Genomic DNA, 12702 nt, shown 5'->3' with positions numbered 1-12702 from the left:
ATCAGCCCTTCATGCCGATGGATTCCGCCAGATCTGTGGCTTCCTCACAATCGCCACACAGGCCTTGCAACTTCTTCAAATTCGCCATCGCGGCATCGGTCTGGCCAAGTTCGAGATACATCTCGCCCTGATACTCCAACGCGCCAAGATGGCCGGGATTGATCTTCAGCGCCGCCGTGTAGGACACTGCCGCCACATCCATATTGCCCAGTTTGCGATTGGCAAAGCCGCGCAGGTTCCAGGCGTCGGCGTTCTGGGGTTCTTCGCTGGTGATTTTATCCAGCAACGGCAGGGCGGCGGCATAATCTTCGGCGTCGATCTTGGCTTTGGCCTCGGCATAGGTCGGGGCGGAGTCGGTCTCGCTGCTGTCGTCCGAGCTGCCTGCGGCCATCGCCGGATCCAGCGCCATCGACAACAGACCGAACAGGCCGATCAGAACATAAGCAAGGATATGGGGCATTTTGGCTTCTCCCTTTGGTCGCGTTGCTTGAGTGCTGGCACGCTACCCGATTCGGTAAATTTGCTGCATCAAGCCTACGTGAGATGGCAAAATTATGCCAAATCTTCAGAAATCAGCACCTGACGGATGGATTTTGCGGTTTTATCGACGATCTCGGTCAGTTCGGCATCGCTGCAGTTATAGGGCGGCGCGAGGATGACGATATCGCCATTCACGCCATCGACATTGCCGCTGACCGGATAGCAGATCAGGCCATTGTTCATCGCAGCCGCACGGATTTTTAGGGCCAGTTTGCGGTCGGCCTCGAACGGGCGCTTGCTGGCACGATCGGCGACCAGCTCGGCACAGATGAAATGACCGCGACCGCGAATATCCCCGATGGCATCAACACCATTCAGCGCCTCGGTGAGCCAGCTTTTCAGGCGGGCCTCGTTGGCGGTGACTTTTGCCAGCAAGCCTTCGCGCGCGATGATGTTTTGCACTGCAACCCCGGCAGCGCAGGCGGCGGTGTGGCCGGTGAAGGTGTGGCCGGTGCCAAAAGCGCCGTCTTTGGCGCGGATCGCCTCCCAGATTTGTGTGGTGCAGATCGCAGCTCCGAGCGGCATGTAGCCGCCTGCCAGACCCTTGGCGATCGACATGATGTCAGGCTCTACTCCGTCACGCGCCAATGCCCGCCAAGGTCCGGTACGGCCTGCGCCACACATCACCTCATCCGCGATCAACACGACACCGTATTCGGTGCAAATCTCGCGCACGCGCTGGGCGTAGCCGTCAGGGGCGGGCACGCAGCCGCCTGCGGCCCCGACGACGGGCTCAAAGATGAAGGCGGCGATGGTTTCGGGGCCATTGGCAAGAATGGCGGCTTCCAACTCGGCCGCGCAAGCCTCGCCTGCGGACTCAGCCGTGGCCCCGGCGACGGGGCGGTAGGCGTTGGCGGGCGAGAGTTTGATTGAGGGAATGAACGCGCCTTCATAGGCGGCGGTGCGTTCGGCAAAGCCCGAGACGCCCAAAGCGCCCAAAGTGTTGCCATGCCACGAGCGTTCGCGGCTGATGAAGCGGCGGCGGGATTTCTGGCCGATGGCGGTTTGATATTGCAGCGCGATCTTCAGGCAGCTCTCAACGGCCTCTGATCCGCCGGTGACAAACACCATCTCGCGCAGAGTGCCACCGCAATGGCCCCGGATGATCTCGGTCAATTCCTCTAGCGCGTCGGTGCTGAAGTTATAGCGGTAGCCATGCGCGATCTGGCCGAGTTGTGCTGTGATGGCGGCGTTGACCTCGGCATTGGCATGGCCAAGGCAATAGACGGCGGGACCGCCCGAGCCGTCGATATATTGCTTGCCGCTGGCGTCCCACAGATAGCTGCCGCGCCCGTGCGTGACTTTCGGCAAAGCGGTGGTGGCGGTCAGGGCGTCGGGTTTTGCGGTCATGGCAAGCCTTTTGATTTTGGCCAACATGGCAGGGCAGCGATGGGCCGACAAGGGGCGGCAGAGGGTTGCTTGCGGGGGTCTGCGCGCAGTAACCTTGTGGAAATTCGGGAGGAATTCATGCGTCATTTTGGTGTGTTTGCTGTTTTGTTGTCCAGCGTGTCGATCAGCACTTTAGCGGGCCTAGGTTTTGCCGGGCCCGCTTCGGCAGATCAGATCCTCGCCACCAGTCATGTGACAGCGGTGACGGTTTATCCCGAAGGCGCACAGGTGACACGGCAGGTGGATTTCACCGCACCCATCGGGGCCAGCGAATTGCTGATTGCCGATCTGCCTGCGGAAACCCAAGCCGATCTGATGCGCGTGTCTGCCGATGGGATTGGGCTGGGCGCTTATGCCTTACGCACAGATCGTTTGCCGCCGCGCGCGGATGCGGCTGATGATAAGCTGGTGGCGGCGAAGGCGGCGGTTGAGACGGCCGAGGCAGGGGTGCAGGCGGCCCAGGCCGGGGTGGATGCGATCAACGCCAAGGTTGAGGCTGCCGAGGCGCAAGCAGATTTCTTGCGCAAGGTGAAGCCGGAAGGCGCGGCTGTGACGGTCGATGGCGTCAAGGCGCTGTCGGTGATGATCGGGGCCGAAGTGCTGGCGGCGCGGCAAACGGCGCTGGCGGCGCAAGCCGAGCTGCCGGTGGCGGTGAAGGCGCTGGAGGAGGCGCAGAAGGTTCTGGGGGATGCGGTGGCCGCGCAAGACGCCGCGTTGCAGCGCGATCAGAACTACGCGGCTTTGTCGGTGACGGTTGAGACTACGACAGCGGGGACGCAGCATCTGACGGTGACGACGTTTGTGGGCGAAGCGTCTTGGGCGCCGGTCTATGACATCACTCTTGACCGCAAGGCGGGCAAACTGGATGTCGCGCGCGGGGTGCTGGTCAGCCAAGCCTCGGGCGAGGATTGGCAGGGGGTGGATCTGACATTGTCGACGGCTCAGCCTTCGAGCAAGTCGGAACCCTATCAGCTTTACCCGGATTTGCGGCGGGCGGTGGAGCCGGTCAAAGAGGACACATCTGAGGATGGAATGGGCGGAGTAGTGGAGCCTGTGATGGAGCCCGAAGTGGTCGGATCGTACGCCAGCAAGGCGGCGCGGATGTATTACGTCGGCGATACGGTGGTTTATCACTACCCGACGGCGGTGGATGTTGCGACAGGGGTGGAGAATTTGCGGCTGGAGCTGGATCAGTTGCAGCTCAGCGCGACGGTGGTGGCTTTGGCGGTGCCACGGCAAGACAGCGAGGCCTATATGCTGGCCAAGTTCACCAATGACAGCCCCGAAACTCTGCTGCCCGGCACGGCGTTCCTGCATCGCGATGGTATGTTGGTCGGGTCCACCACGTTGGAGGCTGTGGTGCCGCAGGCCGAGGCGGAGATGGGTTTCGGTGCAATTGAGGGGATTCGGTTGAAGCGGGAGATGCCGCTGCGGGCCGAGGGGGATCGCGGGATTTTGTCCAGCTCTACGCAGGTCGAGGAGAAGGCGGTGTTGGAGGTAGAGAACCTGACTGGCGAAAGCTGGCCGGTGCGGCTGCTGGATCAGGTGCCCTATTCCGAGCAGGAGGAATTGGAGATCAGCTATACCGCCGATCCGGCCCCGACCGAGGTGGATGTGAACGGGCAGCGCGGGATTTTGGCTTGGGAGTTTGAACTGGGCGCTGGCGAGAAAAAGGCGGTGCAACTGAATCACGTGATCAGCTGGCCCGAGGGGAAAGAGTTGCAATAGCGCGGCGGTCTCCGCGCGGGCCGATTTTTGAGTGAGGAAAAACAGGGGGTTAATGTTCGGCATTCACCCCCTGTTCATTTTTGGCGCGTCGGGGTGGCGGGTCAGGGCTGCGCAGATGGTCCGCGCCTGACTTTCTTGCGGCGGGGTGCTGGTTGCGCAGTGTGGAGCCTCCGGCGGGAGTATTTGGCAAAGAGCAAACGCTTGGTGGTTCTGGCTGGGCTGGGCGGGGCCGGTCATCGGGCAGGGTTCAGAATAGTTTTGCTGCCCGCGCCTTCAGGTCTTCTTGCGCCACGCGGTAGGGGCCGGGGCCGAAGCTGGCGCGGGCGGCACCTGCCCGCGCGGCGGTGGGCAGGGAAGTGAGATTGCCGAGCATCATCACGTTGACGGGGAGGGTGGAGGCTTGGCAGATTTGGGTGATGAGGGCTTCATCGCCGAGGCCGGGAATAAAGAAGCCGTCGGCCCCGGCCTCGGCATAGGCGGTTTGGCGGCTTAGAGTTTCGGCGACAAGGGCGGCTTGGTTGGTTTGGGTTTTCAGGAACAGATCGGTGCGGGCGTTTATGAACAGCGGCACACCTGCGGCATCGGCGGCTTGGCGGATGGCTTTGAGGCGCTGCACTTGGTCGGTGATCGGGTGCAGGCCCGTGCCGCCGACGATTTGATCCTCAAAATTGATGCCGATGGCCCCTGCGGCGATGACGCGGGTGATGTTGGCGGCAAGTTCGGTGGGATCGGTGGCATAGCCGCCCTCGAAGTCGACGCTGACGGGCAGCTCGGTGCTTTGGGTGATGCGGGCGATGATGTGCAGCGCGAAATCAAGCGGGATGGCTTGGCCGTCGCCGTAGCCTTGCGCGGCTGCAACCGACCAGCTTCCGGTGGCGAGGGCTGCAGCACCTGCGCTGGCGACGGTCTTGGCGCTGCCTGCGTCCCAGATATTATACAGCACCACAGGGTTGCCGGGGATGTGCAGGGCTTTGAAGCGGCGGGCTTTATCAGCTTGGGACATGGCGGGCTCCGGCTGGATGGGGAGTCGTGTGGGTGCAGGATAGTGGTTGGGCGTGGCGGCAGGCAAGGGGGATGCCTTCGTGTGGTGTATGTTTGAGGCCGAGGAACGGTGCGTGAATCACGCACCCTACGGGCGATGCCTTTTCGTTGCGATCAGCGCAAAGTCTCGCGCTGCCAGCCGTCTTGAAACTCCACCCGGTCGCAATCGGTGAAGGCGGCCCAGCGGAAGAGTTCTGACTCTAGTTTGGCGATGCGGCTTTGGCCCAGTTTCAACCCGGCTTCGGGCCAGAAGGCTTTGACGCGCAAGGTGCGTTCATCCCGGAAGGCTTTGCAATCTATCCGGCCAATCAGGCGGCTGCCTTCCAGCACCGGGAAGACGTAATAGCCGTATTGGCGTTTGGGCTCTGGCACGAAGACCTCAATGCGGTAGTAAAAGCCGAACAGGAATTCGGCGCGGTTGCGGTCGCGCAGGGCGGGGTCGAACGGCGAGAGGATGCGCAGGCGGTTGGTGGGTTCGGGGGCGCTTTCGGCTGCGTTGAGTACATCGGGGCGGGCGTAGCTGCGTTGGTGCTGGCCCGTGGCACCTTCGATTTCGATCTCAATGATCTCGCCGCTTGCGAGGGCGGCCTTGGTCCAAGCCTTGACCTCATCGGGTTTGAGCGCGTGCCAGTAGGCGCGGAGTTCGGTGGCGTTGGCGAAGCCGAGGTTGTCGAGCGCTGAGGTGCAGGCCCAGTGGGTCATCGTCTCCAGATCGGGCGGCGCGGTGCGATGCGGAGCGGGGATCACACGCTCGGTCAGGTCGTAGATTTTCTGAAAGCCGTTTCGGCCTGCGATGGCAAGTTGCCCGGTGCGCCACAGCCATTCCAGCGCGGTTTTGGATGGGTGCCAATCCCACCAACCGCCTTTGCCGCGTGTCTCGTCTTGGCCGACGTCTGAAGTAGTGACGGGGCCATGATCCTGGATGCGGCGCAGGATGGTGTCGAACTGCGCCTCGTAGCCGTCGCGGAACCACGATTTCCAGTTGCTGTGCAGGCGTTCGGTGTCGCGGGCGAAGCGGTGGTGCCAGTGGCTGTGCAGATGCACCGGCAGGATCGAGGCGTCATGCGTCCAATGCTCAAACAGCGCGCGGTCGGTTTCCAGCAGGGATTTCAGGGCTGCGGGTTTGTAGCTTTGGCGGCGCGAGAACAGGATCATGTGGTGGGCGCGCGCCACGGTGTTGATGCTGTCGACCTGCACGAAACCGATGCGGTGGATCAGATCGGCAAGGGCTTGGCCCGTGGCTGCACCCGTGGGGGCCTCGGCCAAAGCATGGCGGTGCAGGAACAGGCGGCGGGCGGCGGGGTTGGGAAGCAAGGGCAACATGGCGACAGGGGTAGCAGGCTTGCGGCGTGGGTCAACAACGACATTTTTTATCCGCTGCGCGCCGCATCGTAACATAGTGACATATTGGCGTGAAAATTGTGACCAAAACGCTCGATTTAATAGGTTGATCACGGGGCGGGCAGGCCCCAATTTAAAACATATCCCCAAGGAGTTCTGGATGACGCATGACACGCCGCTGATCGCGATTATTGCCATAGGCCTTTCGATGGCCTTCGTGCTGGGCCTTGTGGCGCATCGGTTTCGATTGCCGTTGATTGCGGGTTATCTGATGGCGGGTGTCATCATCGGGCCGTTCACGCCGGGGTTTGTCGCCAATCAGGATTTGGCCAATGAACTGGCCGAGATCGGGGTGATCTTGCTGATGTTCGGGGTGGGTCTGCATTTTTCGCTGAAGGATTTGCTGGCGGTGAAGGCGGCGGCTATTCCGGGGGCTTTGGGCCAGATCGCGGTGGCGACTTTGGCCGGGATGGGCTTGGCGTGGGGTTTGGGCTGGGGGCTTGGCGCGGGGGTGATCTTTGGGTTGTCGTTGTCGGTGGCCTCGACTGTGGTGCTGCTGCGGGCGCTGCAAAGCCGTGGGATTTTGAAGGATGAGACGGGCAAGCTGGCGGTGGGCTGGCTGATCGTCGAAGATCTGGTGATGGTGGTGGTGCTGGTGCTGATCCCGCCTTTGGCCGGACTGATGGGCGGGGTGGAGGTTCCGGTTGAGGGTGAGGCGGCGGCGGTGGCCAGTTGGGGGTTTGGGCCGCTGGGCGCGACGCTTTTGCTGACCGGGGTGAAGGTTGCGGGCTTTATCGGGCTGATGCTGATTGTGGGCGCGCGGGTGATCCCGATGGTGCTGCATTACTCGATGCACACCGGGCAGCGCGAGTTGTTCCGGCTGGCCGTGCTGGCGATTGCCTTGGGCGTGGCTTACGGATCAGCGGTGTTCTTTGGCGTGAGCTTCGCGCTGGGGGCGTTCTTTGCCGGCATGGTGATGGCGTCGTCCACGCTGTCCAATCAGGCGATGAAGGACACGCTGCCGTTGCGCGATGCGTTTGCGGTGCTGTTCTTCGTGTCGGTGGGGATGTTGTTCAACCCGTCGGTGATCTGGACGCAGCCTTTGGCGCTGGCGGGCACGCTGGTGATTGTGTTGGGGATCAAATCGGTGGCGGCCTATGGGCTGATGCGCCGGTTTGGCTATGATCGCAGTGCGGGTCTGGTGCTGGCGGCGAGTTTGGCGCAGGTGGGCGAGTTTTCATTTATTCTGATCGGTATGGGCGTCAAGCTGGAGATCGTGCCAGTGGGCGCGCGCGATCTGGTGGTGGCGGTGGCGCTGGGCTCTATTCTGCTGAACCCGCTGCTGTTCCATTTGGCGGATCGCTATGACGGGAAAGCGACACCTGAGGCGGTCTGAGCGTCGGGAACGCCGCTTGTCCGACTCTGCCACTGAGTCTAGGCTTTGCCCGGAGGCCCGGGAGGAGGGTCGATTCAGGGAGAAATTTCATGGCATCTGTTTCCATTCATCCATCGGTTGATGGTGGGGTGAAGCCCGGTAAGCCTGGGTTTGCTGGTGGCACTTTGACCTGCCATTGCAAGAGCGATCCGGTGGTGGTCGAGATCGGCTCGGATTGTCTGCACAACCATGTCTGCGGCTGCACCAAATGCTGGAAACCTGCGGGGGCGACGTTCTCGATGGTGTCGGTGGTGACGTCTGACAACGTCAAGGTCACCAAGAACGCCGATAAGCTGGCGGTGGTGGATGGCAACGCGCTGATCCAGCGCCATGCCTGCAAGGGCTGCGGTGTGCATATGCATGGGCCTGTGACGCGGCCGAACCATCCGTTTACCGGGCTGTCGTTCATCCATACCGAGTTGTCGGGGACCGAGGGCTTTGCCGCCCCAACCTTCGCGGCGTTTGTGTCTTCGGTGATCGAGGGCGGCACTGATCCGTCGAAGATGGACGCTATCCGGGCGCGGTTGAACGAGTTGGGCCTGCCGCCCTATGATGCGCTGTCGCCGGGGCTGATGGACTATATTGCCACGTTTACCGCCAAGGCGAATGGCGTGTTGAAGTAAGCGCAACGGTTGTGCTTGCCAGATTTGGCCGCAGACAAATCTGGCCGCGCCTGCCTGTCCCTGGCAGGCGCGATACCGCGCCAGGTCAGTCAGGCTCGGCCAGATTGCTAAGCGATGGCTTGCTGTACCACACCCCTTGCTCGACGGCGTGCGGCCTTACGAGCAACGAACCGGAAAACGCTCCACTGGAGCGTTTTCTTTCGGTTCACAGTCAAACAGACTTTGCCTTCCGCATCGTCAGCTTGCGCACCACGACATAGAACGACGGCACCATGAAGATGCCCAGCACAGTGGCGGAAAGCATCCCGCCCAGCACACCGATGCCGATGGCGTTCTGCGCGCCGGCACCCGCCCCGGTGGCGATGGCGAGGGGCAGCACACCAAGGATAAACGCCAGCGAGGTCATCAGGATCGGCCTCAGCCTTGTGCGCGCGGCCTCAAGCGCGGCTTGCACCGGGGTGCGGCCATGGGTCTCCAATTCTCGGGCGAATTCGATAATTAGAATGGCGTTTTTCGCGGCCAGACCGATTGTCGTCAGCAAACCCACTTTGAAATACACATCGTTCGACTGGCCAAACAGCCACGCCGCTAGCAATGCGCCCAAGATGCCCACCGGTACCGCCAGCATCACTGAAAACGGGATCGCCCAGCTTTCATACAAAGCCGCCAGACACAGGAACACCACCAGCGCCGACAAAGCGTAAAGATAGGGCGCTTGGTTGCCGGATTGGCGTTCTTGATAGGATAGATCCGTCCACGCCACGCCATAGCCGCCCGGCATCGCGGAAACCAGTTCCTCCATCGTGTCCATCGCCTCACCCGACGAGGTGCCGTCAGCTTGCGAGCCGTTGATCTGCACCGCAGGCAGCGCGTCAATCCGGGCAAGGCTGGGCGCGACAGGCGCCCATTCGGTTTTCGAGAACGCCGAGAACGGCACCATCTCGCCTGCATTGTTGCGCGCGAACCATGCCAGCACATCCTCGGGCTGCATCCGCGAGGCGGCGGCACCTTGCACGATCACCGGGCGCAAAGCGGTGCCGAGTTGGAAGTCGTTGACCTCATCGCCCGCGAACACGATGGACAGCATCGCGTTCACTTCGGTCAAAGACACGCCCAAAGCGGCGGCTTTTTCCTGGTCAATCACCAGTTTCAGTGCGGCTTCATCCTCGGAGGCCCCACTGCGCAGGTTGGTGACACGGCCGCTGGCTTGGGCTTGTTTGATCAGATCGGCGGCGGCGGCGAACAGAGCATCATTGCCCGCCCCCGATTGATCGACCAGATACATCGAGAAACCTGCCGAGTTGCCAAGGCCCTGAATGGCAGGCGGCTGGTTGAACTGCACGGTGCCTGCGCGCAGGGATTTGAACTTGGCATTGGCGCGGGCGGCGACGGCAGAGGCCGACAGATCGGCGCTGCTGCGTTCGTCAAAGCTGCGCAGTTTCACAAACACCATGGCCTGATTTTGCCCGGTGCCGCTAAAGCCAAAGCCCATGGCGACGAAGGTGGATTCCACCGCCTTGGTTTCCTCGGTGTTCAGATACTCCTCGACCTGTCGCACCACATCCAGCGTCGCGGCGGTGGTAGAGCCTTGCGACAGCGAGATTCGCGTCATCAGAACGCCCTGATCTTCCGATGGCAGGAAAGAGCCGTTGATCTTGCTGTAGATCACGCCAACCCCACCGCTGACGATGCCCAGCACCAAGATCATGGCGAACGGCCATTTCAGGATACGGCCCAGCAGATTGGCATAGCCACGCGTGGCCGCGCCAAAGCCGGTGTTGAACCAGCGCGCCGGGGTGCTGAACCAGCCCGCCTCATTCGGTTTGTGCGGCCTCAGGATGGTGGCGCACATCGCGGGCGTCAGGATCAGTGCCACAGCGGCAGAGAGCAGCATCGCCGAGATGATGGTGACGGAAAACTGTCGGTAAATCACCCCGGTAGAGCCGGACGAGAACGCCATCGGTAGGAACACCGCTGACAGCACCAGCGCGATGCCGATTAAGGCCCCGGTGATCTGGGTCATGCTTTTCTCGGTGGCTTCAACCGGGGGCAGGCCTTCTTCGGCGATCACGCGTTCAACGTTTTCCACCACAACGATGGCGTCATCGACCAGAAGGCCGATGGCGAGCACCATGGCGAACATGGTCAGGGTGTTGATCGAATAGCCGAGCACGCCGAGGATGGCGAAGGTGCCCAGCAGCACGATCGGCACCGCGATGATCGGGATCAGCGTGGCGCGCCAGTTTTGAAGGAATACGAGGATGACGAGGAACACCAGGCCGATGGCTTCCAGCAGGGTGTGTTCGACCTTTTCAATCGACAGCTCAACGAAGGGCGAGGTGTCATAGGCATAAGCGATTTCAACACCTTCGGGCAGCGCGGCTTGCAGCCCGCTGAGGGTGGCGCGTACGGCGGCGGCGGTATCGACCGCATTGGCCCCGCTGGCGAGGTTCACCCCAAAGCCCGAGGCATTGGCACCGTTAAACCGCGAATCGCCGCCGTAGGTTGCTTTGCCGATCTCCACCGTGGCCACATCGCCCAAGCGCACGGTGTTGCCTGCGGCGGTGGTGGTCAGGCGGATTTGCTCAAACTGTTCCACCGTGGACAACTGGCTTTGCGCGGTGATGGTGGCGGTGAATTGCTGGCCGGGGGTGACGGGTTGCGCGCCGAGCGAGCCGATGGACACCGTGGTGTTCTGCGCCTGCACGGCGTTCACCACATCGGCGGGGGTCATGGCAAACTCGGCCAGTTTCATCGGGTCCAGCCAGATCCGCATCGCATAGCCCGAGCCGAACGAGTTGATCGAGCCCACGCCATCGGTGCGCAGAACAGCGCCTTCGACGGTCGAGGACATGATGTCGCCCAGTTGCACCGTGCTGTAGCGGCCATCCTTTGAGACCAGCGAGCCCACCAGCAGGATTGACGACGACGAGCGGCTGACGTTGACGCCAGAATTCTGCACCGCGTCGGGCAGACGCCGGGTGATTTGATCGACCTTGGCCTGCACATTGGTTTGCGCATCATCGGGATTGACGCTGTCATCAAAGGTCAGCGTCAGGGTGGCGCGGCCGGTCGAGGACGATCCGACGGTATACAGCAGCCCTTCCAGCCCGGTCAGGCCGTCTTCGATGGTTTCGGTGACTGAGGTTTGCACCGCCTCTGCCGTGGCCCCAGCATAGCTGGCGGACACCCGGATCGTGGTGGGGGCGATGTCGGGGTATTGCGAGACCGGCAGTTGCAGCAGCGAATAGGCCCCGGCCAGCATCACAACAATTGCCAGAACCCAGGCGAACACCGGGCGGTGGATGAAAAAACGCGCCATGTCTTAGTTATTCCCGGTGGCGGGGGCAGGTTTGCTGGCGTCGGCAGCGGTTTCCGGGGCGGCATCATGCACCACGCCATCGGCATCAATCGTGACGGGCACGGGTTTGATCGCGGCGCCGTCACGCAGGTTGGTCAGGCCATCGACGATCACCAGATCGCCGTCCTCAATGCCGCCAGTGATGATCCACGCATTGTCTTGGCTGCCGGAACTGGTCAGCGCCACCTTTTTCGCCACACCATCCTTGGCGACAAACACCGTCAAAGTGCCATCCGAGGTGCGGCCCGTCGCGCGTTGCGGCACCAGTTTGGCACTGGTGGTGCCCAAGGTCAGCTTCACCCGCAGGAATTGGCCGGGCAAGATCAGCCGTTTGGGATTGTCGAACTGCACCCGCAGATCAAAGGTGCCAGTGGTGGCGGAGACCACATTGCCCAGCACGACCACGGTGCCTTCGCCGTCATAGGTGGTGCCATCTTCCAGCACCAGCGCGACGCCGACCTTGGTGCCCAGCTTCAGGCTGCCATCGTCGATCTGCGCCCGGATGCGCAACATTCCGGCACTGGAATCGCTGACATCAATGTAGATCGGGTCCAGCCTTGTGACGGTGGCCAAAGCATCGGCTTGGTTTGCCGTGACCAATGCGCCGATAGAGACGTTGGAGATGCCCGCGATGCCCGCAATCGGGCTGCGCACGGTGGTGCGATCCAGATCAAGCTGCGCCACATCGACGGCGGCTTGCGCTGCGGCATAGCTTGCGACAGCGGCGGCGGCACTGGCTTGGGCGGTTTGCAGATCGGCTTTGCTGACCGCACTGCCTTGCAGCGTCATGTAGCGATCCACCGTGGCTTGGGCTGTGTCGCGTTGCACCATCGCACCCGCCAAGGCGGCTTTGGCCGAAGCGAAGGCCGCAACATAGGTGGTATCCTCGATCTTGAACATCGGGTCGCCGGGGTCCAGCTTGTCGCCTGCGGCGTAGAGGATTTCTTCGACCACGCCACTGACACGGGCCCTGATCTCGCCGGTTTCGAAGGCAACGGCGCGGCCCGGCAGGGTGCGGATATAGGGCACGTCTACGGTTTGCACGGTGACGGTGCCCACACTGGTCGGTCCCTGTGGCGCACCGCCCGGTGGGGTTTGCGCGGTGGACTGCGTTGTCAGCAAAAGCAGAGCGATCAAAGAGATGAGACTAAACTGCCGAAAAGCGATGCGCGGGCTTTGGGCGGGCAAGGGATGCGGCATAGGGGGTCCGTTTTTTGATTATTCTGGAAGCAATACTGGGTGAA

At 62.1% G+C, this 12702-nt stretch carries 9 protein-coding genes; 3 read left to right on the top strand and 6 right to left on the bottom strand.

Annotation, left to right across the window (positions count from 1 at the left end; translation table 11 throughout):
- Nucleotide 1: 1 nt before the first annotated feature.
- Both ACS5RD_RS00965 and ACS5RD_RS00960 read right to left on the bottom strand, forming a co-directional pair.
- Entirely contained in the window at nucleotides 2–460 is a 459-nt protein-coding gene (locus ACS5RD_RS00965) for a tetratricopeptide repeat protein (protein ID WP_489929605.1), read from the bottom strand.
- A gap of 92 nt (nucleotides 461–552) precedes the next feature.
- Nucleotides 553–1890, bottom strand: a complete 1338-nt coding sequence (locus ACS5RD_RS00960) for an aspartate aminotransferase family protein (RefSeq protein WP_489929604.1) — start codon at nucleotides 1888–1890, stop codon at nucleotides 553–555.
- Nucleotides 1891–2007: 117 nt separating this feature from the next.
- On the opposite strand from ACS5RD_RS00960, the gene ACS5RD_RS00955 reads away from it, so the two are divergent.
- Nucleotides 2008–3657 (top strand): DUF4139 domain-containing protein, encoded by a 1650-nt coding sequence (locus ACS5RD_RS00955; protein WP_489929603.1) that lies wholly within the window; start codon nucleotides 2008–2010, stop codon nucleotides 3655–3657.
- Nucleotides 3658–3904: 247 nt separating this feature from the next.
- On the opposite strand, the gene ACS5RD_RS00950 is transcribed toward ACS5RD_RS00955, so the two are convergent.
- Entirely contained in the window at nucleotides 3905–4660 is a 756-nt protein-coding gene (locus tag ACS5RD_RS00950; RefSeq protein WP_489929602.1) for an isocitrate lyase/PEP mutase family protein, read from the bottom strand.
- Nucleotides 4661–4812: 152 nt separating this feature from the next.
- Nucleotides 4813–6018, bottom strand: a complete 1206-nt coding sequence (locus ACS5RD_RS00945) for a winged helix-turn-helix domain-containing protein (protein WP_489929601.1) — start codon at nucleotides 6016–6018, stop codon at nucleotides 4813–4815.
- 181 nt (nucleotides 6019–6199) lie between these two features.
- On the opposite strand from ACS5RD_RS00945, the gene ACS5RD_RS00940 reads away from it, so the two are divergent.
- Together ACS5RD_RS00940 and gfa are read left to right on the top strand one after the other, a co-directional pair.
- Nucleotides 6200–7435: a cation:proton antiporter domain-containing protein gene (locus ACS5RD_RS00940; protein ID WP_489929600.1), complete on the top strand. Its 1236-nt coding sequence runs from the start codon at nucleotides 6200–6202 to the stop codon at nucleotides 7433–7435.
- Between the two features lie 89 nt (nucleotides 7436–7524).
- On the top strand, nucleotides 7525–8097 hold the full coding sequence (gene gfa / locus ACS5RD_RS00935) for an S-(hydroxymethyl)glutathione synthase (protein ID WP_054008392.1): 573 nt from the start codon (nucleotides 7525–7527) through the stop codon (nucleotides 8095–8097).
- Nucleotides 8098–8308: 211 nt separating this feature from the next.
- Here the strand turns inward: gfa and ACS5RD_RS00930 are convergent, their stop codons facing one another.
- Together ACS5RD_RS00930 and ACS5RD_RS00925 are read right to left on the bottom strand one after the other, a co-directional pair.
- A complete protein-coding gene (locus tag ACS5RD_RS00930; protein ID WP_489929599.1) occupies nucleotides 8309–11419 on the bottom strand; it encodes an efflux RND transporter permease subunit in 3111 nt (1036 codons plus the stop codon).
- A gap of 3 nt (nucleotides 11420–11422) precedes the next feature.
- Nucleotides 11423–12658 carry an efflux RND transporter periplasmic adaptor subunit gene (locus ACS5RD_RS00925; RefSeq protein WP_489929598.1) on the bottom strand — a complete coding sequence of 412 codons (1236 nt, stop codon included), beginning with the start codon at nucleotides 12656–12658 and terminating at the stop codon, nucleotides 11423–11425.
- Nucleotides 12659–12702 lie beyond the last annotated feature (44 nt).

This window comes from Cypionkella sp. PAMC25878, assembly GCF_058135695.1.
Note: the sequence above shows the minus strand (reverse complement) of the source record. Positions and strands in the feature narration are given on the sequence as shown.